Here is a 25026-nt window from a genome sequence, read left to right on the forward strand (position 1 = left end):
ACTTATTCCTCCTCAAATAAAGACATTGACTCTGCTGAGTTAACATCTACTATTTTATGGAAATACTCCTTCTGTGTCAAATCCCCCTTCACGACTTGCTTTGCAATGACACCATCTTTAATGTAAAGCAGTTTCTGTGAATAACTGGCAATCATTGGATCATGAGTCACCATAAGTATAGAAACACCATCTTGATCATTGAGTTCTTTGAATATTTCTAATATTTCATGTGATGTATGAGAATCTAAGTTACCTGTTGGTTCATCCGCTACAATAAGTTTAGGATGAGTGACAAGGGCACGACAGATGGCTGCACGCTGTCTTTGTCCTCCTGAACATTCATTAGGATACTTATGAAGTAATGAATCAATAGATAAACGTGACGCTGTTTCTTTAACTCTTGCTTCTATTTCTTCCTGTGGCAAATTCGCAAGAGAAAGAGGAACTGCGATATTTTCAAGAATAGTGAGAGAATCTAATAAGTTGAATTCCTGGAAAATGAATCCAAGGTTCTCATAACGAAACTTACCTATTTCATTTTCACCCATACTTCTTACTTCAGTATCATTGATATAAACCTTCCCTTTTGTAGGAATATCTATTGTAGATAGATTATTAATAAAAGTTGATTTACCTGCACCACTTGGTCCCATGACACAGATGAATTCTCCTTCATTCATAGTCATAGAGACCCCATGTAACGCTTCAAAGGTATGGCTTGTACCAATGCCATATATTTTAGTTATATTTTTCGCAACTAGTATTTCACTCATAGTACGTCTCCGATTTCTGTATAAACATTCTTCTTATAAATATAATAAGTCATCACTGCAAGAACCATCTGTGGAATGATATCCACACCAAACAACATAACAATAAGACCTAAAGTATCCGGTGTATGCATATAAACCTGAACCATGACAATTGCAAGATAAACAATAGGTATTAAAACAAGTAATGCATAGAAGAGAATAACTTCCTTCTTAATATAAGAAGCAATCTTCTTTCTTGTACAGCCTATCTTATAAAGATTACTAAAGGCTTTCACTCTTTTCATAGTTTCTGCAGCATATTTATACATAATTGTGATAGATAATAAGATTGTCATCACAATGTAAGCAATAATAGCGGTCATATATTCTCTTGGTGAATTTTTCTGAGCAATGATCATAGCACTCATACAAACATTTGTGACAACATAAACAAGGATAAGAGCACCTGAATTAGTCAAAGAAGTAGATAAATGACTTAAAGAAACCAGGTCTAAAGTATGTCCTAAACGTTGACTCTTGATTTTTCTAAGTATTTCTGGGATTGACTGCGATAATACATAAGCCGCCCCTATTCCACCCACAAAACAAGGGAATACAAATCCAGTTGGACTATAAGGAGTCGTAACTAATAAAATAATCGCAAATATATAAATGAATGGCGGAAGATAAGAAGGTAATTTCTTATCCACAACCTTTTCATGAGATTCATGTAAGAGTGTCTGGATATCATGGCGGTAAACAAAGCCTGAATCTCCTAGAATAGTTACAAAGAAAAGAATCGCAATAGTCATAAGTGTATCTGCATAGGCACGCATAGGAATCATGAAGATAGACTTATGAATATGCATAGAGTGATACATGATTGAATTCACTCCTACTGCCCCTGCCATACCAATCAAATAACCTATAGGTAAAGCAATTAAAGAGATAATGATTTCCTGATAAAATAAATAGAGCGTTGAATCAAAAAAACTGCTGCCACTCATCGCAAGAATCGCAAATTCTTTTGTCTTATGTGTACAAAAGAATGAGTTGGCATAAACCATCATTAATCCACAAAATATTATAACAACAAATGCGATAATACTTGATAATGGAACACTGACCTGTGAAAAAGATCCACCACTTGCAGCTGCTGTTTGATCTATTAACGTATCATTATTAATAATATTAAAGAAGATAAATGATACAAAGACAGTAAAAAGAACAGTAACACCATAGGATATAGCTTGTCTCTTTTCACGTTTCAACATCTTACAGGCAAATTTAAATGTCCCCATGATCTTTACCTCCATGAGTATGGCGATAAGAGTTAATACGTGTCACTCTTAAGATATTTTCTTCTCCAGGAAAATAAACTGGATTCTGTTTTGTTTGTTTATAGATGTCTATTACTCCTTTCGCATCATCTACAATTTCAGTAAGTTTCATCAAGCCATACATTCTAGGAGGAAGAACATATAAAGGTACACCTGTATCCTTGAAATGCAACTTAATTTCCATAAGCAGGTGTGGACAGCACATCACTACATCATATTGATCAATGACTTCGTGCATCAAGCTAAAGGGTGAGAAATCAACTTGTACTTGATTCTCTAAATGATTTTCTTTAATTTGTTTCTGCATACGTGTAGTGACATAGCTTGATGAGAAGCCACCCCCACAGCAGATTAATATTTTTAATAGATTCATGGTATATATTATATAAAATCATTTCATAGCACACTATTAATTTTCTAAACATGAAAAAAACCGACATCAGTCGGTTGATTCTTCGTAGCACTTTAATCGTTCAAACTTCAGTTTTCTCATAGATTTGATCTTTTCGATGTCTTTTTCTAAAAGCTCATAGTCATAGAGCATATCCTTATATTTACCATAATTTTCATATTGATAAATATAATAAGTCATATACATTTCAATGATTGGCTCAATACCATGATAGTGTTCTAGTTCATAGAGTCCACAAGCAACATAGCACAAGCACATGAAATATTCCAGTTCTCTATTTTCTCCTAGCATTTCGTCTGAAAATACATATGAACTCCCATAAAACATAGGATGAGGCGTATCTTTCTGTGAATCCATTTCCTGATAGACATCATTTCTTACTTCTCTATAATATTCTAGTTCTTCCATAATTACCTACTCATCCCTAAATGCATCTTCATAATCTAGTTTACCTGAATTAAGTACAAAATCCCTGTCTCGCTTCATTTCATCCAGTTCTTCTTGTGTTTCAACATGTACACCTACGATAATCCTATCTACGTTCTCATAAGTGTGATAGAACATATAGTTCACACCATCATTGAGTGTAGGATATAATTCTGCTTCGATAGTTGCTAAAGCTAAAGATACTCGCAAAGCAAACATCGGGTCACCTTTAAAAGAAGGTCCTAAGTCATCAAGATGGAACATACCTCTTGATTGATCTCCGGTTTCATAATCCGTCCTAAAGTCATGTTTAAAATCAGAATATTCACTCATTTTTTAATCCTCTTATACATAATATACTCTCAACCATTTCTGTTATATATATATTTTTAAACACCGAAAAGACATCAATTGGTTTTAGTTCTACCATTTTTAAAATCTCTTATCATTTTTAATATATATTCATTACTACCCATATATGTTTCTTTTCCAAGTACATCTAATGCAGCTGTTGCAACATAACCTATAGGTATATTTAGCAAACGCGTTTCGTTCTCTTTATTGTTTTTTATTTCCTCAACAAAGGCTTCATCAGTTATTTTCGCTTCAATTCCTGTAAGAATCGCCTGCATGACAAGTATAGGTTTACCACTTTTTATCTTATCAATAACTTCTATCACTATATCATTGCGCATGTCTTTTAACCTCCGAATATCGAATAAAAATTAAATTTCAAAAATTTTCTTCTACTCATCCCTAAACGCATCTTCATAATCTAGTTTTCCAGAATTTAGAACAAAATCTCTGTCACGCTTCATCTCATCTAGTTCCTCTTGCGTTTCAACATGCTCACCCACTATGATTTCATCAACATTCTCATATGTATGATAGAACATATAGTTTACTCCGTCATTAAGTGTAGGATATAATTCTGCTTCAATTGTTGCCAAGGCAAGAGATACTTTTAATGCAAGCAAAGGACATTCATCAAAATGAGGTCCTAAATCATTAAGATGGAAGATACCCACAGATTGCTCACTATCGATATATGATGTTCTAAAATCATGCTTTATATCTTCATACCTATCCATCGCTTTTTCTTTCACTGCTTTTCACCTTTTCTATGACTTTCTGTTTACTTATAAGTTCATTATACACTAGATCACAGCCAAAACACTTATATTTTTTAGCATGAAAAAAGTGCCATCTCTGGCACTTTAGATTACTTTGCTAACTGTTCTTTAGCTAAATCAGTTAAAGCCTTGAAACCTTCAGGATCAGCAATTGCGATTTCTGAAAGCATCTTTCTGTTAACGTTAACTTCTGCAAGTTTTAAACCGTGCATGAAAGTTGAATATGACATATCGTTCATTCTGCAAGCAGCGTTGATACGTGCAATCCAAAGCTTTCTCATTTCTCTCTTTAACTGTCTTCTATCTCTGTAAGCATACTTTAAAGAATGCATTACCTGTTCATGAGCTGTTTTATATAAAGCATGTTTGCTACCGAAGTAACCTTTAGCTAGCTTTAATGTCTTTTTTCTTCTGCGTCTAGTTGTAAATCCGCCTTTTACTCTTGCCATGTGTATATCCTCCTTAAAATTAACCTATTAGATACGAGACTTGATTCTCTTGTAATCTGATGGGTGTACTAATGTTGACTTAGCGAGATGCTTTTTCTGTTTATGTGTCTTATTATGTGATAAGTGAGATACGTATGCATGGCCTCTCTTTAATTTACCACTTGCTGTTTTCTTTAAGCGCTTCTTAAGACCGCTATGTGTTTTCATTTTTGGCATGATAAGTTTCCTCCTATTTTACTTTGCTTTTTTAGGTGCGAGCATTGCTGTCAATGTTCTTCCTTCTAGTTTAGCTGGCTTTTCAACGACGCAATATTCAGAACATTCCGCAATAAAATCATCCATAATCTTCTGTCCAAGATCAACATGAGCCATCTGTCTTCCTCTGAAACGAATTGCTACCTTGACTTTATCGCCATCCTGTAACCATTTCAAAGTACGTTTAAGCTTCACGTTCTTATCGTGTACATCGATTGTTGGAGATAACTGCGTCTCCTTGATCGCAACAACTTTTGAATTTTTCTTCATTTCTTTTTGTTTCTTCTGCTGCTCGAAACGATACTTTCCGTAATCCATGATACGGCATACCGCTGGTTTTGCCTTAGGAGCAACACAAACTAGATCAAGTCCTGCATCATAAGCACGATTCATTGCGTCTCTCTTGCTCATAACGCCTAACTGTTCTCCATTCTGATCAATAACCAGTACTTCCTTAAAACGAATATTTTCGTTGATTGGATCTTCCTTCTTCACTGGTTTTGTTCTATCATAACGTCTAATAAAAGCCACCTCCGCTTACTTCATATTAAATAAAAAGTGAGCGTACTAGCGCCCACTTATCGTTAGAGTTTAATCTAGTGACATTGGCCCATCGACTGTATCAATCGGGCGAGAAGTAGGCACTTCTTCTTTCCACTTTTTACTTGTTCATCTTACCTAATATACAGGTGCTTGTCAATAACTTTTTTTAATTTATTTTAAATTTCTGTAATAACACCATTCACCGCATGAATCTTTATGCCTCTATACTTTATAGTAGCCTTGACTGTGAGATTTTCTATATCCATCGGGCGTTCCATCTGTACAATCTTATAATCAATCATGACTCGTGTATTCTTTTCAAGCAACACCTTACTATTATAATAATCCTCAGTTAAAGTCTTATCTTTAGAAAGTGTCTCATTCACTTCACCAAGCTGACTAAAATCACCTACAGTAAAGCTTGCCTGAGACATATTAACAGCCTTAGGAAAGAATACCTGTGTGGCTACTAAATATGTTTCTTTTCCGTCCATAAGGCCATAAGGATGTACACTCACACTTAAGACAACTTCCTTCTGTAGTCTGATTTTGTCTCTTATTTTCAACCCACAAAAGACCGCAACAACACATACCGCAAGTACAACAATTTGACTGATCAGTTTACTATGTTTCACTGTTTATTCTCCTTTATCTTTTAGAAGGTTTAAACATCTGCTTAAAAGAAGAAGGAAGCGGTGCTTTAAAGGTCATTGTTTTATGTGTAAAAGGATGTGTGAATGCAAATTCATGTGCATGTAAACCTAATCTCTTTAAAGGATTTGTACATGCACCATATTTCCTATCACCAATAATAGGATGATTCAAAGAAGCCATATGAACACGAATCTGATTCTTACGCCCTGTATCTAAAAATACTTCCATCATTGTATAATCCTTAGATACTTCTAATGGCTTGTAGTGCGTAATAGCCAATTGTCCCTCTTTCGCAATACGCATCTTTAACTGTTTATCTTCTACAAGATGATTCTTTATTGTGCCTGACTTACGACATTGTCCTTCTAATATTGCGACATAGCCTCTTGTTTTAACATACTTATTCCAGTTATGAGTTAATTCCTGATAAAGCTTCTTATTCTTCACAAACATAAGTACACCAGAAGTATCCTGGTCTAAGCGATGTACAAGATAACACTGCTGTCTCTTCTTACGACAATATTCCATCACCATATAAAAAGCTGTCTGATATTTATTATTACGTGTCTCTTCACTCACAAGCCCCGAAGGCTTATTAATGACTATCATGTCATCATCTTCATAAAGAAGTTCAAAAGGAAGATTCGTCTTCTTACCAACTTCTACTTCATCTCCTGGATGTAATTCAAAGGCATGATAAGTCTGTACTTCACCATTCACCTGTACTGATTTATATTTCAATAAATTCTTACAATCATTTCTCTTCTTACGAGTATGCTCTACAAGAGAATCTAATAGTAATTCATCTTTTGTAACCTTATACATTCTTTTCCTCCAAATAACGTCTCACTTCTTCTTCTAAATACTGTGGACCTTTTTCCAATAATACAGAAAGAGGTTCATCTGTATGATTAATACAGCGTACATCCTCAAATCCAGCTTCAAGTAATGTCTCTTTATCTTCACACTTTCCACAAAATGCAACAACAGGCTTATTGTATTTCTGTGCTAAGCGCAAGACACCTATTGGTGTCTTGCCATATAAAGTCTGATGATCCATTTTTCCTTCACCTGTAAAAATAATATCCGCTTTCTGGATTGCTTCTTCTAGATGAACTGTACGACTGACTGCATCAAATCCAGTCACTAATTTACCATTTAGTCCTGTAACAATCGCATAGCCCATACCTCCTGCTGCTCCTGCACCAGGTACACATGAATCATCCTTATCAACTAATTCACTCATTATTTTCGCATAATGCTTCATTGCCTGATCTGTCTTTTCTAAATCTTTTACCTTTTTTTGAGGGCCAAAGACATAAGTGGCTCCTTCATTCCCACATAATGGATTGGTGACATCACATGCCCCTTCTACTTCTATATTTGATAAATCAAGACGTGTTTTCTTAATATGATCAAGTGTTTCGAGTCCTCTCGCATTCATTGGAATACGCTGATCAAACTGATCAAAGAAACCATAACCCATACCACTTAATAGACCTATACCTCCATCATTACAAGCTGATCCACCTAAAGTCAAAAGGAAACGTTTGACACCATGATCATAAGCATATTTCATCATTTCTCCTACACCATAAGATGTTGCTTCTGTTCCGTTCTTTTCTTCTTCAGTCAGGTAATCAAGTCCACATGCCTGTGCACTTTCTATAATAGCAAGATCATCCATAATAGCGAGTTTTGCATGAACTGTCTTAAATAGCGGTCCCGCTACCTCTATTTCATGAATATCACCATGCAGATAACGATTCATGACTTCCATTGTCCCTTCACCACCATCAGCTAAAGGACAAATATGTACATTATTATAAGCTCTCTGTACTGCTTCTCCTGCAGCATATGCAGTCATGCTTTCTTTAAAAGAATCAAATGCAGCAAGTATTTTCATCATTATCACTCCCTGTATGTATTCTAACACAAAAAAGTTCATGGTCACCCATGAACTTTTAAGATTTTCTTTTTAATAAATAAGTATTTTTCTTATAAACAATAACATAAAGAATGATTGATAGCACAACCGCAGAAAGTGCATCAATAATTCCATGTTGCTTGATTAAGAAAGTAGAGATAATAATCCCTATTGTAAGAATTGTAGTTCCCTTCTTCATAATACGAGTTGCATGCTTTGATTTACTAAATGCCATACACATACCAATAGAATTAAAGATATGAATACTAGGCAACACATTGGTTGGTGTATCAATCTTATAAAGCAAATCAACAAGTATTAACGCAATATTACTATGACCTAATTGTTTTGGTCTAATATCTAAACCATTAGGATAAATGACTGATACCACTACAAAGAGTGTCATACCAGTAAATAGGAATGTGATCATCTGCAAGTATTCTTCCTTATCTTTAAAGAAGAAATACCAGAAAGAGAAGAAGATATACCCAAACCAGCTGATATAGAAGAAAACAAACCACTCATTAAATGGAATCATATGATCTATTGGTGTAGAAATCATATGATATTGCGTCACTGGCATAAAATGTTCAATAAAGAAGAAACATACCAGATAAACTACAAAGTACAAAAGCGTCCACCAATAACGCCAATTCTTTTTCATTAGTTTTTAGAGAATTCTGATAAGATTAATTCCTTGTTCTTATCAGTCGCCCAATTGATTCCCCACTGATTAGAGAAGAGTAATAAATACTTTCCTCTTAAATCCTGAACTCTCTTTGTATCCGAAGATAGATTCAAGCTATATAGATCAATTTCTTCATTATCAATCCATCTGATGAACTGATATCCAAGAGGTTCTCTCTTGATATTTACGTTATATTCATTCTTTAAACGATATTCAAGTACTTCAAACTGAAGGACACCTACTACACCTACGATGATTTCTTCCATTGAACCACCAATTTCAGTGAAGATCTGGATAGCCCCTTCCTGGGCAATCTGTTCTACACCCTTAACGAACTGTTTACGCTTCATTGTATCTGTATTACGGATACGTGCGAAATGTTCAGGAGCGAATGTAGGGATACCTTCAAACTTGAATTTGTGCTTAGGTGTACAGATTGTATCACCAATAGAGAAAATACCTGGATCAAAGACACCGATGATATCTCCAGAATAAGCTTCCTGGATTTCTTCACGGTCATCAGCCATTAACTGTTTAGACTGACTTAATTTAATCTTCTTATTTCCCTGCATATGGAATACTTCCATACCCTTAGTGTATTTACCAGAAGTAATACGCATGAATGCCATTCTATCTCTATGTGCTTTATTCATGTTTGCCTGAATCTTGAATACAAATGCACTGAAGTCTTCATTGAACGGATCAATTGGCCCATCATCACTCTGTTTTGGCTGAGGAGGCATAGAGTAATCTAAGAAATGATGTAAGAATGGCTCTACACCGAAGTTAGTTAAGGCACTACCAAAACATACTGGTGATAATTCTCCACGATGTACTCTTTCTAGATCAAATTCTGCACCTGCACCATCGAGTAATTCGACATCATCCTGAAGAGTCGCATAATAATCTTCACCAATTTCTTTAATTAATTCAGGATCATCATAATCAGTAATGATTTCCTGTACTTCCTTCTTACCACCCTGTACTGGTACGAAACGAATCACTTTTTTAGATTCTCTTTCATAAACACCTTTGAACTGTTTACCACATCCAATAGGCCAGTTAACAGGACATGTATCCATACCTAATTCCTGTTCAATTTCTTCCATTAATTCATAAGGGTCTTTGGCTTCTCTATCCATCTTGTTGATGAAAGTAAAGATAGGAATATGTCTCATTGCACAAACCTTGAATAACTTACGTGTCTGTGCTTCGACACCCTTAGATGCATCAATAACCATGACTGCTGAATCAGCTGCCATTAAAGTACGATATGTATCTTCTGAGAAGTCCTGATGGCCTGGAGTATCTAGAATATTGATACAGAACCCATCATAGTTGAACTGTAATACTGAAGATGTAACAGAGATCCCTCTCTGTTTTTCAATTTCCATCCAGTCACTGACTGCATGACGCATATTCTGCTTACCCTTAACCATACCGGCTTCCTGAATAGCTCCACCATATAATAAGAACTTTTCTGTTAATGTTGTTTTACCAGCATCCGGGTGAGAAATAATCGCAAACGTACGACGTTTACTTACTTTATCTACAAATTCTGACATATAGCCTCCTTAAATTACGAATTGACCATTCTTGAAGATCTGCACTGTTTTTCCATCTTGAGTCACAGCTTCAATATCAAGGTCTTTTGTCCCAATCATAAAATCAACATGTGTGAATGAATCATTGACACCATGTTTATATAATTCTTCTTTAGTCATCTCATAACCGCCCTTAATACATTCATTAAACCCTTTACCAAGAGCAAGATGACATGCTGCATTCTCATCAAATAATGTGTTATAGAATAATAGCCCCATTTCTGATATAGGAGAATCAACAGGCACGAGTGCCACTTCCCCTAAATAATGAGCCCCATCATCAGTATCAATGATGCTTGCAAGCACATCTTTACCTGTCTTAGCATCAAAGTCTACAACACGACCTTCCTTAAATCGAATATAAAAATCATTGACGAGTGAACCACCATGGTTAAGTGGCAATGAAGAATAAACAATACCTTCTGTCTTTCGATAGTCTGGAGAAGTAAAGATTTCTTCTGTAGGCATATTAGGGAAAGAATAAACTCCATCAGTTGTAAAACTTCCTCCACCTGCAAATAAATAATCTTTATTCATGTATACTTTTAAATCAGTTCCTAGACTATTTGTATAGTGTAAATAGTCAATAGTCATCTTATTAAGTGTCTTAACACGTTCTTCAAAAGACGCACGATGCATTTCCCAGGCATTCAAAGGATCTTTTGTATCTACATAACATACATGATAAATAGCCTTCCATAAGGCTTCTGTTGCCTCCTGATTATTCATATCAGGAAATACCTTATTTGCCCACTTAAGAGAAGGTGCTCCAACAATGCACCAGCGATCAATACCTAGATCTAAATGATCATAGAAGGTCTTAGCCTGTTCATGCATTGCTTTACTGTAAGTAGCCATCTTTAAAGGGTCAATACCTTTAAAACCATCAGGATTTTCTGATGTAATAGTAACTACAACCGCATGTTCTAACGCATACTTATTACGTAGTTCAACTAAATAATCAGGAACCTTCTTGAAATAATCTACATCATTATGTTCATATCTAAGTCTTGTAATATCCTCATCTACGTAATGAGCGATTACATCCTGAGCCCCTGCTTTATACGCTTCTTTGGCGATTGCTTTCACTAAAGAGGCACATTCAACATCCGCAGTAACTACAAGTTTCTGGCCTTTTTGAAGATTAACGCCCTTTTTCACTATCAATTCAGCATATTTATTCATCATATCAATACACCCCATCTCCATTATTCTAAGAATTTTCTATTCTTTGTCAACAGAAAAAGCATAACATATTACGTGTTGAATTTCCATTTTTCTTGTTATTATTTTACACATGTGATATGATATAGATAGCAGTTACACAGGACATTTTGTATTGGTTTTTTATCAGTAGTACACTATCGATTGCAAAAGCCTATAATAAAGTTGCTTGATGTATTGCAATTTACAGGAGGTATGTCAGATGACAGGTAAAGTAAAATGGTTTAAGGCCGAAAAAGGTTATGGATTCATTACAGTAGAAGGACAGAGCAAAGATATCTTCGTTCATTTCTCTGCAATCAACGCTGATGGATACAAGACTTTAGAAGAAGGTCAGACTGTTGAATTTGACGTTGTTGAAGGCGATCGTGGACCACAGGCAGCTAACGTTACAGTAGTTGAATAATCATTATAAAAAAGGCTGATGCAATAAGCATCAGTCTTTTTTTGTCATATAAGCAATTAACAGCTTCATTGTGTTCTCTACTGCATCTATATGTGAACGTTCCATACCATGGCTTGCAGCCACACCTGGACCTATCAATGCACCTCTAATATCCTGGCCACCTCTTAAAGATGCAGAGACATCAGAACTATAGAATGGATAGATATCAACTGCATAAGATAATTCATTATCTTTCGCAAGATTAATAAGTGTTGTTGTCATCTGATAATCATAAGGACCACTAGAGTCCTTCGCACAGATAGAAACATCTCTTTCAGTGCAGCTTAAGTCTTTACCAATACATCCCATATCCACCGCAATAACTTCTTCAATTTCTTCAGGAATATAAGCACATCCATGTCCTACTTCTTCGTAAGTAGAAATCAAGAAATACCAAGTATCACGAGGAATAATGAATTCTTCCTTCATTGTCTTTAATAAGCCATATAGAATAGCTACGCTGAGTTTATCATCTAAGAATCTAGATTTAATAAAGCCACTTGGAGTAATTGTAGTTTTAGGATCAATACAGATATAATCTCCTGGCATGATACCTAATTCTTCTACCTCCTTCTTAGATGACACACATTCATCAATACGTACATGCATTGTCATATCAGTTCTAGGGGCATTCTTAGAATCATCATAGACATGTGCACTCGGAGAATTAGATAGAATTGTTCCTGTATAAGTTCTGCCATCTCTTGTTACTATTTTACAATATTCACCATCTAGCGTAGGAACAATAGGGCCTCCTACTAAAGTGAATGCAAGTGTACCATCTTCTTTGATACTTCTGACCATAAGTCCTAAAGTATCAACGTGAGCACATAATGCCTTTGTATAATGACCGATACCAGGTACCTTAACAATCAGATTACCTTTATTGGTATGCATTGTCTCATAGCCTAAGGCTTTGACTTCCCTTTCATAAAAATCAATGACTGCTTTTGTATATCCTGTAGGAGAATCAATTAAAAGCAGTTCTTTCGCAAATTCCATTACTTTTAATGCATTCATATGAAACCTCTCTTTCTTACTCATTATAACATCTAAAAAAGATCAAGCATATTATCAAGATAGATTTCTTCTCTCACATGAATTGAATATTCTGGCTTAACCATATAATATAACAGAAACTCTAATACAAGAGCACTGCCTAGACTTCTACCTTCTATCTTAAACTGTGTAAAGCCTAATGGCCTATAAATAGACTGTATGTCTTCAATACTGATAAACGAAGGATTATGCATGGCATGAGAAAAACGATAGCCTTGCTTTGCATTTGGTGCTTTACAAATATGATCCGGGATATCTTTACCCAAGTTCTGTAAACTCACCGTTTCATAACATGTCTTTCTATCCTGACATCCTACATAACAGCATTCATTACATAAGAATTCTACTTTATCCTTCTGTTTGATTGTAGATAATAATTTAAGTTTCTTATTCAAACGGAAGTCAGGCACAACATAACGGAATTCTTCTCTTTCGCATTCCTCTTTAAACTCATTAAAGTCAGTGATGACTTTAGTGGTAGAAGAGACAAAATAAAGATGTGGATATTTCTTCATCAAATAGTGTAACAAGAGATCAGAATGTACAATGACTCCATTATTGCCTGCCTCATTAAACAATCTACATAATGTATTACATTTAGGATCTAAGAGATGCTCTTCTTCTAGCATAGAGTTACTAAAAGTAAGTCTTGCAGAAATATGATACATTTTCATCAGGTCTAATACCTCACGAGGGTTATCTTCTCCTTCTCCTAGTCTTCCTCCACCCCATAAGCAGTCCATTGGAGCACCATAAATAGAACCTATTTCACACCAGTCATAAAAATATTCTCTATGATCATAAAAAAGAGGAAGGAATTTCTTATATAATTCATAGAATTCAAATAATCCTGGTAAGTGGTAATAAATTGTTTGATTCATCATTCTTCCGTTAATTCTTTCAACACTTTTCTTACATTATGAGCTGCATCTTCCTGTATCTCAATAATACGAGCTCCTCTAGACTTGGCTAATTCTCTTAAATCTACAGATATACCTGTATGGAATGAACATCCTACTACTAAAAATACATCTCCTGGTTGTAATGTATAAACCATTTCATAAGCTAATTGATAATTTGGTGCTGGATCACCATAAAGAACTGGCTTATTGTATAAAGAATAAGCAATATCCATTTCATCATCTTCAGGAAGACCACCATGTAGTTCTAATGCATCGCTACCTGCAAGTCTATGTAAGCCATCAATATTCATTGTGATAATAGGAACATGATACTCTGCCAAGGCATAATGCGCATCATTTGGTTTTGCGCCATTCATATTCGCTTTTAATTGTCTAATAACTTCATTGTATTCTTCGTGATGTCTTTGTGCATAGCTTCTAAATAGTTTTTCTCTGACATCCGGTCTTTCCATAAATGTAGGAATATTACTCTGTTTAGATATTCCTGCACCTGTAAATGCGATTATCTTCATAACAATCATCTCCTTGTATTATATTATAACACTTAAAGGATTCTTAATAAATCTTCTACCTTTTCTAAGATATAATCAGAATCACTCATATCTTTACTTTCTACACTACCCCATTTTGCGAACGCAAAATCAATGCCTGCATTTCTTGAAGCAAGAAGATCTGAATAAGCATCTCCAATATAAATAACATCTTCTTTACTTAATCCTAAACGTTCCATACACAATAATAATAGTTCAGAATCCGGTTTATGTTTAGAGGTATCATCCTCTAGCGCAACAACTTCCATGTAATCATCTAGTCCTAAAGAAACTACATCAATATCATATTGTTTCTTATTTTTAGAAGAGACAACGCTAAATCTTAACTTTTCATGCAATATCTTTAATACGTCATCCATTCCTTCATAAGGACTTGCCTGATATTCATTCACATATTTTACCCATCTTGCATATACTTCTTCAGGATTGTTGACTTCTAGTTCTTCCATGGCCTTCATACCTGGATATGAGGCAAAGTGATAGACTTCTTCTAAAGTCCATTCTTCCCCCTTTTCTTTCTGAAGAATCTTATGTAAAGGAATCATATTCACATCAAGAGTATTTATTAGTATCAAAAATGAGAGCTTTATATTTCATTATTTTCTCTCTATTTCTATTACATAAGGTGCATTCTTTTTATTCATCATCTTAAAACTTGATACATTAAATGTATGTGTATCTAAATCTGATACATAGTTATCAATCCATAAAGCTTCTTCTTTACCCTGAGGATGTCCAATATAACAAGTGATAAAGATGACCTTTTTCATATGTTCAACAGCTTTAATAAGAGTTCTTTGAGTAACATCAAGTGTTGTTGTGATGTTATGATCTCCTTCCGGTAAATAGCCGAGATTAAAAATACCAATATCAAATGTATCAACATAATGATCAAAATTCTCATGAGAATCATGAATAAGGTGTGCTTTATCTCCTACTAATTCTCTTGTATGTATTAATGCTTCTTCTTGTATATCAAAGCTATAGACTTCCTTGCAGCATTCAATTAAAGCCTTTGTATCATGACCATTACCCATTGTGAAATCTACACCTATTTCTAGATTTTCATATGTATGCATACGTTCATGAACATACTCTACCATACTTAACATAATTCTTATCTCCTTTAAAAAAATCCGGCAAATGCCGGATTCATTATGATTTTAATGCAGGAAGGTCTCCTGTATAAAGACAATATTCTTCTAATGTCCAGTTGTTTTCGTACATGATCTTAGCCGCTTTTTTACCTACATAACGGAAATGCCAAGGTTCCTGTGTAATACCTGTAATCTTAGAAGTACCATCCGCAAAACGTAATACAAAGCCATATTTATGTGCATTCTTGCATGCCCATTTATATTCTGATGTATCACCAAATACAAGTCTCTTACCTTCATTGACACTTTCAGAACTCATATCAATACCAAGTCCTGTCTGATGTTCACTTGCACCAGGTAAAGCAACGTGCTGGATTGCATAAAGCTCTCCCCACTTCTGCTTATATTCTTTGTAGATTTCATTCTGTTCACGATAAGAACGATAACCACTATTAATCATGATATAATAGCCTTCCTGTTCACCTGCTTTACGCATAGCAAGGAATGCTTTATAGGCTTCTTTTCTAAGTTTTGGATGATCACACTTTTTAGTAATATATTTCTTATCAGGTGTCACGAGATCAGTTGGTTTATAATCTGAAGGGAGATATAAGCCTTTCTTTACAAGTGTAGTGTAACGGGCTGGATTAGTAATAGTATGTCTAGTCGCTTCCTTAGTAGAATCTCCAATAAAAGGATAAGACGTACTTAATACAGCATAGTTATAATTCTTACTTGATTTATAAGCTGCTTCATATTTATCCAAATCCTGGAATTTAAAACCAGAAACAGCCATATAATTCTTCATCTTATTATAGCTATAGCCTTTATCTAGAATATAATCCAAATCATCGCTATCCGCTGTTTTTAAGATTGCCCAAATCTGTTTTTCAGTAAAGCCTTTCTTCTTTAAAGTAGGAATCTGATCATCTAACAAAGGTGTTAATGTGTCAACAACATCTGCAGATTTCATCTTCTTATGAAGAGACTGATATTGTTCAAAATCAGCATAATACTTAACATCCTTTGAATGCTTTAACCATGAATCAAGATGATCTAAATAATCATCATCAATGACCATCTTCACTTTGTCACTTGTTAGTTTTAATACAGCAGACTGCTGAGACCATGAATAACCCTTCATAGCCAATCTAATACGTGAAAAGTTAAATGTAATAACTAATACCAATACAACAACTACAGGAATAACAACTTTTAAGACGTTATCCCATCTTATTCTTCTACGATGTCTGTAAGGAGAATAATTATAATTTCTCTTTCTTCTTCTCATACTTCTTACCTCTTTCTATATCACAAGTAATAGTACCAAATGGCACATAATTTGTCCATAATACAAGAATATTATCTTATGATTTCACATAATTTACATATTACTGTTTAATTATGAGAACACAATTGCAAAAATATAGATTTTATGATATCTTTTACTAAGTGTGAAAAGGAGGTTTCCCCGATGCAATTAGTCATTTATATATTCATTGCGTTATGTACTCTTGCAATCGCAATTCTATTTACTGAAGTTATTGGAAAACTATTCAAAGCATTACTTGCTTTAGTAGGCGCTGCTTCTACTGGTTACTCAATTGCCTTAGCTGCACGTATGATTGCAGATTCTACTAAGTGGTTCAGCAAACCACCACTAATGAATACTTTCTATATTTCATCTGCAATCGTATTAGTATTAATCATCATCGTTACAAAAGTAATCTTAAAAAAGAAGAACGGTTAATAACCGTTTTTTATTATACACAAAAAAAGGAATGCCTGTGCATTCCTTTTACTGACTACTCTCACGGGCTTGCCCATGGGGTTCTTATTGTCAAGTTTAGCTTATAATCGTACATCATTTTCAGACTTCGGAATACAAGTGTAAATCTATTTAAGTAAGAACTTCTATTACCAAGCAGTCCAACGACTACATTAACGGTAAATTTCTATCTTGCGATATGGAAGTATAGTCAATCTCCCTGATGTTTATTTTATGCTATTTTGATTCTATTAGTCTCAATTCGGGTAGAAAACTTAAGTAAAAATTATGTGGTTTTCATCCCATAGGCAAGCCTATGTTTTTTTCGCCAGTAATTAATAACATCTTCTTGCCTGGTAGAAACTTCTCTGCCAATAGCTATTTGCTAGTGATGCAACCTGTACTGGTTTACCAGATGAAGGCGCATGCACCATACGGTTACCACCAATATAGATACCTACATGATGAACACCAGAATATGAACCATTTGAACTAAATAAGATAATATCACCAGCCTGCATAGAACCACGATCTACATATGATCCTACACCACATAATGACTTTGTTGTATTTGATCCAATATTTACACCAGCCTGATAATGAGCCCAGTTTACAAGACCAGAACAGTCAAACTTAGTCCAGTTAGGATTAGAAATCTGACTCATAGAGTGGCATCCACCCCACACATACATATAGCCCTGACGTGTTAATGCCTTATTCGCAATTGCAAGCCCTCTTGCAGACTGATTAGCACTTGGAGCTGGTGCAGGTGTTGTATTCTGACTGCCTCCTCCATGATTAGAAGAACCACCATGATTTGATGAACCACTGTTATTTGATGATCCACTATTGCTAGAAGAACCACTATTTGTATTAGGTGTTGCATGAGTGACACCATTTACTTTAGATTCATCTGATGCTTTACTTAATTCAACTAAGTTCTGTGCAATTGTCCCAATACTATTTTCATTATCAGATAAATCACTCTGCTTATCCTGTAAAGCTTTCTGTTCGGCTTCAAGTTTAGCTACTAATGATTTCTGTAATGTTTCAGCTTCACTCTTTTGTGCATTTAATGCAGTCTGAGTATCAACAAGTGTCTGCTTCTGTACTTCTAGCTGCTTCTGTTCTTCTTTGATTTCATTCATCAAATCTGTTTCATAAGCCGTTAAATCTTTAAGAGTAGCAGCTCTTGAGAAGAAATCAGAGAATGAGCTGGCATTAAATAAATAATCTACATATGCATTAGAATTCATCTGACTCTGCATTGAATAGATTCTATCTTTTAATAAAGCCTTTTTCTGGTTCAGATTGTTTTCTGCATTTGTGATTGCAGTATTCATATAAGCAATCTTCTGATTGGCTTCATTGATCTGACTATTTAAAGTATTAATCTTATTTGCTGCATCTGAGATAGATAACTTCGCACTATCAACATTATTCTGTTTACTGTTGATTTCATTTTTTAAACTTGCACTTTTTGTCTTTAAGTACTTATTAAACTCTTTACAAGTATTCTGATTTGAACGAGTAAGGGTCTTTGATGAACAAAGTCTATAATACTTTGATTCCTGACCAGCAAACTTATTAGCTGCTTCAACTGTATTCACATTGGATAAAGCAAGCGGTGTTACCATCGCAGCGGCAATAAGCAATGACACAATTTTATGTCTTCTTTTCACAAAATCACCTTCCTTCACGTACAAGTAATTATAACACAAGTTATATTAAAACCCAATCTCATATAGAAATTCACACAATCTTAAGAAGTTTCAGTCTTTCTGATTCTTCGTGTTTTAAAACTGTCTTTTCAAGATAATGACTCCAACAATCTGCATCTTTAATCAGTTCACTATAAGCATCATCTATGCATTCTTTACGTGAATGATTAGTAATCGCAGTGAAAATGATATTTTTTTCTTCATCACTAAATATTGGACCAAGAAGTTCTTTCGCCAATTCACTTGAACGCGTCGCATGCTGGAAACTAGAAGAATAAATAGGCACTGCCACATCATGAAGAAGACCAATAATCGCACATAATTCTTCATCAAGTCCTCTTTCTTTCGCAAGAAGTACACACAGTGTTTCTACTTGGAACATATGCGCTATTGCCTCTCTTTTATAATAGCCATGACTCTTTTCATCTAAAAGATGCAATACCTCATCGCGTATACTAAAATAGCGATTCATCGTCTGAGTCCCTTAGGAAATAAATTTTTAACCTGATTGCTTTCTTTGTAGAAAGAAAGTGGATAACCATCGACAAAGATGACGCCAAATCCTTTATTTCCCGTTCCTTCTAATGTTTCACCATGGATATACTTCTTGATTTCTTCACTATCACATGAATAATCATAACTTCTTTTTACATCCTCTTTAGTCAAAGTTAAGGCAAGAGAATAACTTGGAATAAATCTATTCTTTCTTACTTCACCTAAATAGAGTCCGTTACGTAACACTCTGATTCCCTTTAGTTCTGGAAAGTTCTTTTTGATTGCATAGAGATGACCATTATTTTCTATGATATAAGCAGGTACCTTCTTATTGAGAGTCTCCTGATAGAAGGCTTTTAATACTTTTAAATCAGCTTGGCTCACTTGAGGTTTCATTGGTCTAACTACTTTTCTTGGACTGTTTCCAGGCTTTCTTAGTAAGGCTATAAAATGCCCTTCTCCACGATAATGATGCGGATAACATCTTACTACTTCATCTAGATCAACGCCTGGACATAACCCATGAGATTTACTAAGAGGAAGTAATTCAAAGCCAAGTTCATCGACTGCATAATGAACCATTGCTTCATTTTCTTCATAGGAATAAGTACATGTAGAATAGATGACCATACCACCCTGTTTCAACATATCATAGGCACCTTTTAACAAGTTCTTTTGAATATGCGCACATTCTAATACCTTGTCTTCACTCCAAGTATCTACAGCCTGTTCAAGCTTTCTAAACATTCCTTCTCCACTACATGGTGCATCTAGGACGATCTTATCAAACGCTTCCTGAAATTGCTTTGTAAAGCGCATTGGATCAACATTTGTGACAATTGTATTGTCTAATCCAAAACGTTCAATATTCTCACTTAAAATGCGTGCACGAGAGGCTTCAATATCATTCGCAATTAATACACCTTCTCCTGTTAATCGAGATGCAATCTCACAGCTTTTACCTCCTGGAGCCGCACACATATCTAACACAAAATCATCAGGTTCAATAGGTAATGCATCTGCTACAAGCATCGCACTTGGTTCCTGGATATAATAGAGTCCTGCAAGAAAATAAGCACTTCTCCCTGGATGATAGTTTTCATCATAGAGATAACCATTCTCTACAATAGGATGATGTTCAATATACTGTTCTTCTAATACCCTTTCTACATTCTTCTTATTTCTATTTAAATAGAGACCTTTAACTGGCTTTTCTAATAAAGCCTTCTTAAAGTCATCATATTCATCTTTTAATAAAGACTTCATACGGGCATCAAATTGTTCCATAAACTCACGTCCTTTCTGAACTATTATACAAAAAAATAGATGTATTGACTACTTTTGATATGCTACAATATGAAAAGGAGGGATTATTCAATGAGATGTTCATGGGCTAAAAGTAAAGAAGCAATCAAATATCATGATAATCGATGGTGTAAAGAAACACACGATGAAAAAATGTTATTTAAGATGCTTGTTCTTGAAGGCATGCAGGCAGGATTATCCTGGGATACTATTTTAAAGAAAGAAAAAGCTTATAATCAGGCATTTGATGATTTTGATTATCATAAGATTGCCTTTTATTCTAAAGAAAAAATAGAATCTCTCTATGAAGCTGAAGGTATAATTCATAATCGTTTGAAAATCAATAGTATTATAATCAATGCGAAAGCTTTTTTAAGCGTACAGGAAGAGTTTGGCAGTTTTGATCATTATATCTGGTCTTTTGTAGATTTTAAGGTAATTGATCATCGTTATGTAGATGAAAAAGAGATACCTGCAAGTGATGCATTGTCTACTAAGATATCTCAAGATATGAAAAAGCGTGGCTTCAAGTTTGTTGGTCCTGTGATTGTCTATAGCTATTTACAGGCTATTGGCATTTATAATGATCATCTATTGAATTGTGAATGGAGGTAAAGGATATGACACGTATTGATGAAACTATTAAGAGACATGATAAAGGTTATAACTGTGCACAGGCTATTGCATGTACTTATTGTGATCTTGTAGGTATGGATGAAGAAACAATGTTTAAGGTGGCTGAAGGCTTAGGTCTAGGTGTAGGCTGCATGGAAGGGACTTGTGGTGCTGTTACTGGTGCATGTCTTCTTGCAGGATGTAAGAATAGTACAGGCAATCTAGATAAGCCAAATAGTAAAGCAAGTACTTATAAGTTATCTAGAGAAATCATGCAGAAATTTAAAGAAAAGAATTCTACAACTACATGTAAAGTATTAAAAGGTGTAGAAACAGGTAAGTTATTAAGAACTTGTCCTGACTGTATTAGAGATGCCGCTGCTATTGTAGAAGAAGTATTATTTAGTGAGGAATAGTCATCTATTCCTTTTTTTAGACACAAAAAAAGCTGAGAATATATCCCAGCTTAATCATTAATAGTTGGTGCCCTTGACCGGACTCGAACCGGTACGGGTTTGAAGCCGGCAGATTTTGAGTCTGCTATGTCTACCAATTTCATCACAAGGGCATTGACAACGTTATTATTATAGTATGCATAAAGGATGTTTTCAAGAAAAAAATAGTTTTATTTCAGCAAAATGTTAACTCATGTCTCTACGATATATTTAGCTACATCTCATTTTGTATATATTGGTAGCATTAAAAGAAATTATTTTATTTTTTTCTAAATGTATTCGCTTACTTTATAAAAATGATTGACATTTAGTTTTAAGGCTCTTATATTGGTAGCATTAAAAGAAATTATTTTATTTTTTTCTAAATGTATTCGCTTACTTTATAAAAATGATTGACATTTAGTTTTAAGGCTCTTATATTAGATTCATATACAAAAAAGACAGTGAATTGAAAAGAACATTCAGTTTTTGGATTTACAGAGAGTTCCTAGTGCTGAGAGGGAATGATCCATGTGGATGAAATACATCAAGGAGTTGGGATATTGAAATAAAGTAGGTATCCACGGGTACGACCGTTATATCGTCAGAGTATGATAGTACTCACAGAGGTCTATATAGTGATATATGGATAAAATAAGGTGGTAACGCGAAGTCCCTCTCGTCCTTATAATCGAGAGGGACTTTTTATATATCCAAAGGAGAAAAGATTATGATTATTGTATTAAAACCAAAATGTGATGAAAATGATATTAAGAAAGTAACTGACAAGATTGAAGGCTATGGTTTAGAACCACATGTTTCTACTGGTCATGAAACAACTATTATCGGTGTAATTGGTGATACGACTAAAGTAGATCCAAGAGATATTGAAGTTTCACCTTCTGTAGAAAAAGTAATGAGAGTTGAGCAGCCTTATAAATTAGCTAACCGTGCATTCCATCCAGAAGATACTATTGTGGATGTAGATGGTGTAAAAGTAGGTGGAGGCCATATGGCTCTTATTGCTGGTCCTTGTTCTGTAGAATCAGAAGAACAGGTTATTGCGATTGCCAAGGAAGTAAAAGCAGCTGGTGCTAATATGCTTAGAGGTGGTGCATTCAAGCCTAGAACATCTCCATATGCATTCCAAGGATTAGGTTCTACTGGTTTAGATTACTTAGTAGCTGCCAAGAAAGAAACAGGCTTACCAATCGTATCAGAACTTATGAGTGCTGATGATATTGATGAATTCAATGAAAAGGTAGACCTCGTTCAGATTGGTGCAAGAAATATGCAGAACTTCACTTTACTTAAGGAAGTGGGTGCAAGAGTCAAGAAGCCTATCCTATTAAAGAGAGGATTAAGTGCAACATATCAGGAATGGATCATGAGTGCAGAATATATCATGGCAAGTGGTAATGAGAATGTCATCCTATGTGAAAGAGGTGTAAGAACATTCGAAACATATACAAGAAACACTCTAGACTTACAGGCTATTCCAGTACTTAGAAAAATGACTCATCTTCCTGTAATCATTGACCCATCACATGCTGGTGGTAAATGGTGGTTAGTAGAACCAATGGCTAAGGCAAGTGTTGCAGCAGGATGTGATGGATTACTTATTGAAGTACATAATGATCCTGAACATGCATTATGTGATGGGGCTCAGTCATTAAAGCCTAAAAAATATACAAAACTTATTGAAGAATTACGAGAAATTGGTAAAGTAGTAGGTAAAGAAATATAAGTAGAAAGGAAGTATAGTTATGGATTTACACGGGAGAAGTTTTTTAACACTTAAGGATTATACTAAGGAAGAAATCTATTATCTTCTAGACTTGGCTAAAAAGCTAAAGGCTAAGAAGAAAGCAGGAAAGATTGGCCATTCACTTGAAGGTAAGAATATTGCCTTATTATTCGAAAAAACATCTACACGTACAAGATGTGCTTTTGAAGTAGGTGTTCTTGATGAAGGAGGACATGCTACTTTCTTGACTCAGTCACAGATGGGAAAGAAGGAGTCAATTGAAGATACAGCAAAAGTACTAGGTAGAATGTTTGATGGGATTGAATTTAGAGGATTTAAGCAGGAAAATGTTGAAGCATTGGCTAAGTTCTCTGGTGTACCTGTATGGAATGGTTTAACCGATGTTGACCACCCTACTCAGACACTCGCTGATTTTCTTACTATTCAGGAACATCTAAACAAACCTTTAAATGAGATCAAGTTTGTCTTTACTGGTGATATTAGAAATAATGTATGTTATGGATTAATGTATGGTGCATGTAAGGTGGGAATGCATTTTGTATGTTTAGGTCCTAAATCATTAGAAATGGATCCAGAAGTTGTAGCTTATTGTCAGGAAGAATGTAAAAAGTCTGGTGGAAGTTTGACTATTACTGATGATACAGATGCAGTAGATGGTGCAGATGTCATCTATACTGATATCTGGGTTTCAATGGGTGAAGATGAATCATTGTATAAGCCAAGAGTGGAATTATTAAGTCCATTTAAAGTAACCAAAGAATTAATGAGTAAGACACATAATGACAATACATTATTTATGCATTGCCTTCCATCTTACCATGATTTCGAAACAGAAACAGCAAGAGTAAAACATGAACAGGGATTAGATGTTCGTGAAGTGGATGATGAAGTATTCAGAAGCAAGAACTCTGTTGTATTTGATGAAGCAGAAAATAGACTTCATACAATTAAAGCTGTTATGGTTGCAACTTTAGGTAAAGAAGAGTAATGAAACATTTATTTACATCTTACTATAATGACAAAGGCATGTATGTCATATATAACGAAAAAACAGCAAATGCAGATAGTGTGATTGAGTATGTGATTGTGATGTTAGAACAATTCATCAATACACTTGCAGAAGAATCTGATGAAACAATCGAGAATGTAATTGAGATTGTAGGTAAGGATTTTAATGATTTTGTTTCTAGTTATTATGAAGGAAGCTATGAACTACTTATTTCACAGGCAGTAGATCGTGGCTTTGCGAATGAATCACAGGAGTTAGTGGGAGTAAGAGATGAGAATGCGATTGGTATAGACTTAGAATTAAGTAATTATAGTGATCTGTTCTTATTGATGTCATTGGCTGTTTTGAGTTGTGATTATAGTGATAACGCGAAAGATATTATGACATATCTTGAAAGCATGAATAAAAGTAATTCACTTAATTAGTCTA

The 25026-nt window shown here is 34.7% G+C and carries 32 protein-coding genes, 1 tRNA gene and 1 other annotated feature; of the genes, 7 read left to right on the top strand and 26 right to left on the bottom strand.

Annotated features, from left to right (window positions below):
- Positions 1-2: 2 nt before the first annotated feature.
- The 16 genes from NQ499_RS09370 to NQ499_RS09445 form a co-directional block, all read right to left on the bottom strand.
- Positions 3-773, bottom strand: a complete 771-nt coding sequence (locus tag NQ499_RS09370) for an ABC transporter ATP-binding protein (protein ID WP_006505455.1) — start codon at positions 771-773, stop codon at positions 3-5.
- Complete coding sequence (locus tag NQ499_RS09375; protein WP_006505454.1) at positions 770-2053, bottom strand: ABC transporter permease family protein; 1284 nt, start codon at positions 2051-2053, stop codon at positions 770-772. Before NQ499_RS09375 ends, NQ499_RS09370 begins: the two co-directional genes overlap by 4 nt.
- Positions 2040-2465, bottom strand: coding sequence for a PTS sugar transporter subunit IIB (locus tag NQ499_RS09380; RefSeq protein ID WP_040389818.1), 426 nt, complete (start codon positions 2463-2465; stop codon positions 2040-2042). The genes NQ499_RS09375 and NQ499_RS09380 overlap by 14 nt, the downstream gene beginning before the upstream one ends.
- A gap of 66 nt (positions 2466-2531) precedes the next feature.
- A complete protein-coding gene (locus NQ499_RS09385) occupies positions 2532-2912 on the bottom strand; it encodes a hypothetical protein (RefSeq protein WP_006505452.1) in 381 nt (126 codons plus the stop codon).
- A gap of 6 nt (positions 2913-2918) precedes the next feature.
- The gene (locus NQ499_RS09390) at positions 2919-3263 is read right to left on the bottom strand and encodes a hypothetical protein (RefSeq protein WP_006505451.1); all 345 of its coding nucleotides are present in this window, start codon (positions 3261-3263) and stop codon (positions 2919-2921) included.
- 74 nt (positions 3264-3337) lie between these two features.
- Entirely contained in the window at positions 3338-3625 is a 288-nt protein-coding gene (locus NQ499_RS09395; RefSeq protein WP_006505450.1) for a hypothetical protein, read from the bottom strand.
- A gap of 51 nt (positions 3626-3676) precedes the next feature.
- Positions 3677-4036 carry a hypothetical protein gene (locus NQ499_RS09400; RefSeq protein WP_006505449.1) on the bottom strand — a complete coding sequence of 120 codons (360 nt, stop codon included), beginning with the start codon at positions 4034-4036 and terminating at the stop codon, positions 3677-3679.
- A 116-nt stretch (positions 4037-4152) separates the two neighbouring features.
- Positions 4153-4512: a 50S ribosomal protein L20 gene (rplT, locus tag NQ499_RS09405; RefSeq protein ID WP_006505448.1), complete on the bottom strand. Its 360-nt coding sequence runs from the start codon at positions 4510-4512 to the stop codon at positions 4153-4155.
- 27 nt (positions 4513-4539) lie between these two features.
- Positions 4540-4728, bottom strand: a complete 189-nt coding sequence (gene rpmI, locus NQ499_RS09410; RefSeq protein ID WP_006505447.1) for a 50S ribosomal protein L35 — start codon at positions 4726-4728, stop codon at positions 4540-4542.
- A gap of 18 nt (positions 4729-4746) precedes the next feature.
- Entirely contained in the window at positions 4747-5298 is a 552-nt protein-coding gene (gene infC, locus NQ499_RS09415) for a translation initiation factor IF-3 (protein ID WP_006505446.1), read from the bottom strand.
- A 188-nt stretch (positions 5299-5486) separates the two neighbouring features.
- Positions 5487-5945, bottom strand: coding sequence for a hypothetical protein (locus NQ499_RS09420; protein ID WP_006505445.1), 459 nt, complete (start codon positions 5943-5945; stop codon positions 5487-5489).
- A gap of 13 nt (positions 5946-5958) precedes the next feature.
- Positions 5959-6789: an RluA family pseudouridine synthase gene (locus tag NQ499_RS09425; RefSeq protein WP_006505444.1), complete on the bottom strand. Its 831-nt coding sequence runs from the start codon at positions 6787-6789 to the stop codon at positions 5959-5961.
- The gene (locus NQ499_RS09430; protein ID WP_238319835.1) at positions 6782-7873 is read right to left on the bottom strand and encodes a glycerate kinase family protein; all 1092 of its coding nucleotides are present in this window, start codon (positions 7871-7873) and stop codon (positions 6782-6784) included. The genes NQ499_RS09425 and NQ499_RS09430 overlap by 8 nt, the downstream gene beginning before the upstream one ends.
- A gap of 55 nt (positions 7874-7928) precedes the next feature.
- Positions 7929-8522, bottom strand: a complete 594-nt coding sequence (locus NQ499_RS09435; RefSeq protein WP_238319834.1) for a hypothetical protein — start codon at positions 8520-8522, stop codon at positions 7929-7931.
- Positions 8523-8554: 32 nt separating this feature from the next.
- Positions 8555-10144, bottom strand: a complete 1590-nt coding sequence (locus tag NQ499_RS09440; protein ID WP_006505441.1) for a peptide chain release factor 3 — start codon at positions 10142-10144, stop codon at positions 8555-8557.
- A 9-nt stretch (positions 10145-10153) separates the two neighbouring features.
- A complete protein-coding gene (locus NQ499_RS09445; protein ID WP_040389816.1) occupies positions 10154-11371 on the bottom strand; it encodes an aminopeptidase in 1218 nt (405 codons plus the stop codon).
- A 238-nt stretch (positions 11372-11609) separates the two neighbouring features.
- Here NQ499_RS09445 and NQ499_RS09450 point away from each other — a divergent pair, with 238 nt between their 5' ends.
- Positions 11610-11813 (top strand): cold shock domain-containing protein, encoded by a 204-nt coding sequence (locus tag NQ499_RS09450; protein ID WP_006505439.1) that lies wholly within the window; start codon positions 11610-11612, stop codon positions 11811-11813.
- Between the two features lie 30 nt (positions 11814-11843).
- Here the strand turns inward: NQ499_RS09450 and NQ499_RS09455 are convergent, their stop codons facing one another.
- The 6 genes from NQ499_RS09455 to NQ499_RS09480 are packed head-to-tail and all read right to left on the bottom strand — an operon-like array spanning position 11844 to position 16773.
- Entirely contained in the window at positions 11844-12872 is a 1029-nt protein-coding gene (locus NQ499_RS09455; protein WP_040389815.1) for a M42 family metallopeptidase, read from the bottom strand.
- A 32-nt stretch (positions 12873-12904) separates the two neighbouring features.
- The gene (locus NQ499_RS09460; protein ID WP_155812622.1) at positions 12905-13792 is read right to left on the bottom strand and encodes a hypothetical protein; all 888 of its coding nucleotides are present in this window, start codon (positions 13790-13792) and stop codon (positions 12905-12907) included.
- The gene (locus NQ499_RS09465; protein WP_040389814.1) at positions 13792-14346 is read right to left on the bottom strand and encodes a Sir2 family NAD-dependent protein deacetylase; all 555 of its coding nucleotides are present in this window, start codon (positions 14344-14346) and stop codon (positions 13792-13794) included. Before NQ499_RS09465 ends, NQ499_RS09460 begins: the two co-directional genes overlap by 1 nt.
- A gap of 32 nt (positions 14347-14378) precedes the next feature.
- The gene (locus NQ499_RS09470) at positions 14379-14930 is read right to left on the bottom strand and encodes an HAD family hydrolase (protein ID WP_006505435.1); all 552 of its coding nucleotides are present in this window, start codon (positions 14928-14930) and stop codon (positions 14379-14381) included.
- A 51-nt stretch (positions 14931-14981) separates the two neighbouring features.
- The gene (locus tag NQ499_RS09475) at positions 14982-15497 is read right to left on the bottom strand and encodes a tRNA (mnm(5)s(2)U34)-methyltransferase (protein WP_006505434.1); all 516 of its coding nucleotides are present in this window, start codon (positions 15495-15497) and stop codon (positions 14982-14984) included.
- A gap of 43 nt (positions 15498-15540) precedes the next feature.
- Positions 15541-16773: a M15 family metallopeptidase gene (locus NQ499_RS09480; RefSeq protein ID WP_006505433.1), complete on the bottom strand. Its 1233-nt coding sequence runs from the start codon at positions 16771-16773 to the stop codon at positions 15541-15543.
- Positions 16774-16956: 183 nt separating this feature from the next.
- Here NQ499_RS09480 and NQ499_RS09485 point away from each other — a divergent pair, with 183 nt between their 5' ends.
- Positions 16957-17232 (top strand): hypothetical protein, encoded by a 276-nt coding sequence (locus NQ499_RS09485; protein ID WP_040389813.1) that lies wholly within the window; start codon positions 16957-16959, stop codon positions 17230-17232.
- 353 nt (positions 17233-17585) lie between these two features.
- Here the strand turns inward: NQ499_RS09485 and NQ499_RS09490 are convergent, their stop codons facing one another.
- From NQ499_RS09490 to NQ499_RS09500, 3 genes are all read right to left on the bottom strand, one after another.
- A complete protein-coding gene (locus NQ499_RS09490) occupies positions 17586-18932 on the bottom strand; it encodes a C40 family peptidase (RefSeq protein ID WP_050772165.1) in 1347 nt (448 codons plus the stop codon).
- Between the two features lie 70 nt (positions 18933-19002).
- Positions 19003-19443: an HD domain-containing protein gene (locus tag NQ499_RS09495; RefSeq protein WP_006505430.1), complete on the bottom strand. Its 441-nt coding sequence runs from the start codon at positions 19441-19443 to the stop codon at positions 19003-19005.
- The gene (locus tag NQ499_RS09500) at positions 19440-20753 is read right to left on the bottom strand and encodes an RsmB/NOP family class I SAM-dependent RNA methyltransferase (RefSeq protein ID WP_006505429.1); all 1314 of its coding nucleotides are present in this window, start codon (positions 20751-20753) and stop codon (positions 19440-19442) included. Before NQ499_RS09500 ends, NQ499_RS09495 begins: the two co-directional genes overlap by 4 nt.
- A gap of 90 nt (positions 20754-20843) precedes the next feature.
- On the opposite strand from NQ499_RS09500, the gene NQ499_RS09505 reads away from it, so the two are divergent.
- Together NQ499_RS09505 and NQ499_RS09510 are read left to right on the top strand one after the other, a co-directional pair.
- Positions 20844-21386 (top strand): DNA-3-methyladenine glycosylase I, encoded by a 543-nt coding sequence (locus NQ499_RS09505; RefSeq protein ID WP_040389812.1) that lies wholly within the window; start codon positions 20844-20846, stop codon positions 21384-21386.
- 5 nt (positions 21387-21391) lie between these two features.
- Complete coding sequence (locus NQ499_RS09510) at positions 21392-21802, top strand: C-GCAxxG-C-C family protein (RefSeq protein WP_202898382.1); 411 nt, start codon at positions 21392-21394, stop codon at positions 21800-21802.
- A gap of 65 nt (positions 21803-21867) precedes the next feature.
- Here the strand turns inward: NQ499_RS09510 and NQ499_RS09515 are convergent.
- Positions 21868-21954, bottom strand: a tRNA-Leu gene (locus NQ499_RS09515).
- A gap of 321 nt (positions 21955-22275) precedes the next feature.
- Positions 22276-22510, top strand: a binding site (T-box leader).
- 40 nt (positions 22511-22550) lie between these two features.
- On the opposite strand from NQ499_RS09515, the gene aroF reads away from it, so the two are divergent.
- Genes aroF through NQ499_RS09530 form a run of 3 tightly spaced genes read left to right on the top strand, consistent with a single transcriptional unit; the run spans position 22551 to position 25022 of the window.
- Positions 22551-23567 carry a 3-deoxy-7-phosphoheptulonate synthase gene (aroF, locus tag NQ499_RS09520; RefSeq protein WP_221710776.1) on the top strand — a complete coding sequence of 339 codons (1017 nt, stop codon included), beginning with the start codon at positions 22551-22553 and terminating at the stop codon, positions 23565-23567.
- Positions 23568-23586: 19 nt separating this feature from the next.
- Positions 23587-24576: an ornithine carbamoyltransferase gene (gene argF / locus NQ499_RS09525; RefSeq protein ID WP_006506977.1), complete on the top strand. Its 990-nt coding sequence runs from the start codon at positions 23587-23589 to the stop codon at positions 24574-24576.
- Positions 24576-25022, top strand: coding sequence for a hypothetical protein (locus NQ499_RS09530; RefSeq protein ID WP_006506978.1), 447 nt, complete (start codon positions 24576-24578; stop codon positions 25020-25022). The genes argF and NQ499_RS09530 overlap by 1 nt, the downstream gene beginning before the upstream one ends.
- The last annotated feature ends 4 nt before the right edge of the window (positions 25023-25026 follow it).

The organism is Catenibacterium mitsuokai (assembly GCF_025148785.1).
Taxonomy (GTDB): domain Bacteria; phylum Bacillota_I; class Bacilli_A; order Erysipelotrichales; family Coprobacillaceae; genus Catenibacterium; species Catenibacterium mitsuoka.

Excerpts from the sequence above, each read along its gene's own strand:
- NQ499_RS09370 (WP_006505455.1), bottom strand. The coding sequence starts at position 773 with ATGAGTGAAATACTAGTTGCGAAAAATATAACTAAAATATATGGCATT.
- NQ499_RS09450 (WP_006505439.1), top strand. The coding sequence starts at position 11,610 with ATGACAGGTAAAGTAAAATGGTTTAAGGCCGAAAAAGGTTATGGATTC.
- NQ499_RS09430 (WP_238319835.1), bottom strand. The coding sequence starts at position 7,873 with ATGATGAAAATACTTGCTGCATTTGATTCTTTTAAAGAAAGCATGACT.
- NQ499_RS09510 (WP_202898382.1), top strand. The coding sequence starts at position 21,392 with ATGACACGTATTGATGAAACTATTAAGAGACATGATAAAGGTTATAAC.
- NQ499_RS09380 (WP_040389818.1), bottom strand. The coding sequence starts at position 2,465 with ATGAATCTATTAAAAATATTAATCTGCTGTGGGGGTGGCTTCTCATCA.
- NQ499_RS09530 (WP_006506978.1), top strand. The coding sequence starts at position 24,576 with ATGAAACATTTATTTACATCTTACTATAATGACAAAGGCATGTATGTC.
- NQ499_RS09455 (WP_040389815.1), bottom strand. The coding sequence starts at position 12,872 with ATGAATGCATTAAAAGTAATGGAATTTGCGAAAGAACTGCTTTTAATT.
- NQ499_RS09385 (WP_006505452.1), bottom strand. The coding sequence starts at position 2,912 with ATGGAAGAACTAGAATATTATAGAGAAGTAAGAAATGATGTCTATCAG.
- NQ499_RS09480 (WP_006505433.1), bottom strand. The coding sequence starts at position 16,773 with ATGAGAAGAAGAAAGAGAAATTATAATTATTCTCCTTACAGACATCGT.
- NQ499_RS09460 (WP_155812622.1), bottom strand. The coding sequence starts at position 13,792 with ATGAATCAAACAATTTATTACCACTTACCAGGATTATTTGAATTCTAT.
- NQ499_RS09390 (WP_006505451.1), bottom strand. The coding sequence starts at position 3,263 with ATGAGTGAATATTCTGATTTTAAACATGACTTTAGGACGGATTATGAA.
- rpmI (WP_006505447.1), bottom strand. The coding sequence starts at position 4,728 with ATGCCAAAAATGAAAACACATAGCGGTCTTAAGAAGCGCTTAAAGAAA.
- NQ499_RS09475 (WP_006505434.1), bottom strand. The coding sequence starts at position 15,497 with ATGTTAAGTATGGTAGAGTATGTTCATGAACGTATGCATACATATGAA.
- NQ499_RS09495 (WP_006505430.1), bottom strand. The coding sequence starts at position 19,443 with ATGAATCGCTATTTTAGTATACGCGATGAGGTATTGCATCTTTTAGAT.
- rplT (WP_006505448.1), bottom strand. The coding sequence starts at position 4,512 with ATGGCAAGAGTAAAAGGCGGATTTACAACTAGACGCAGAAGAAAAAAG.
- NQ499_RS09375 (WP_006505454.1), bottom strand. The coding sequence starts at position 2,053 with ATGGGGACATTTAAATTTGCCTGTAAGATGTTGAAACGTGAAAAGAGA.
- aroF (WP_221710776.1), top strand. The coding sequence starts at position 22,551 with ATGATTATTGTATTAAAACCAAAATGTGATGAAAATGATATTAAGAAA.
- NQ499_RS09500 (WP_006505429.1), bottom strand. The coding sequence starts at position 20,753 with ATGGAACAATTTGATGCCCGTATGAAGTCTTTATTAAAAGATGAATAT.
- NQ499_RS09505 (WP_040389812.1), top strand. The coding sequence starts at position 20,844 with ATGAGATGTTCATGGGCTAAAAGTAAAGAAGCAATCAAATATCATGAT.
- NQ499_RS09465 (WP_040389814.1), bottom strand. The coding sequence starts at position 14,346 with ATGAAGATAATCGCATTTACAGGTGCAGGAATATCTAAACAGAGTAAT.
- NQ499_RS09470 (WP_006505435.1), bottom strand. The coding sequence starts at position 14,930 with ATGATTCCTTTACATAAGATTCTTCAGAAAGAAAAGGGGGAAGAATGG.
- NQ499_RS09485 (WP_040389813.1), top strand. The coding sequence starts at position 16,957 with ATGCAATTAGTCATTTATATATTCATTGCGTTATGTACTCTTGCAATC.
- NQ499_RS09440 (WP_006505441.1), bottom strand. The coding sequence starts at position 10,144 with ATGTCAGAATTTGTAGATAAAGTAAGTAAACGTCGTACGTTTGCGATT.
- NQ499_RS09425 (WP_006505444.1), bottom strand. The coding sequence starts at position 6,789 with ATGTATAAGGTTACAAAAGATGAATTACTATTAGATTCTCTTGTAGAG.
- NQ499_RS09445 (WP_040389816.1), bottom strand. The coding sequence starts at position 11,371 with ATGATGAATAAATATGCTGAATTGATAGTGAAAAAGGGCGTTAATCTT.
- NQ499_RS09395 (WP_006505450.1), bottom strand. The coding sequence starts at position 3,625 with ATGCGCAATGATATAGTGATAGAAGTTATTGATAAGATAAAAAGTGGT.
- argF (WP_006506977.1), top strand. The coding sequence starts at position 23,587 with ATGGATTTACACGGGAGAAGTTTTTTAACACTTAAGGATTATACTAAG.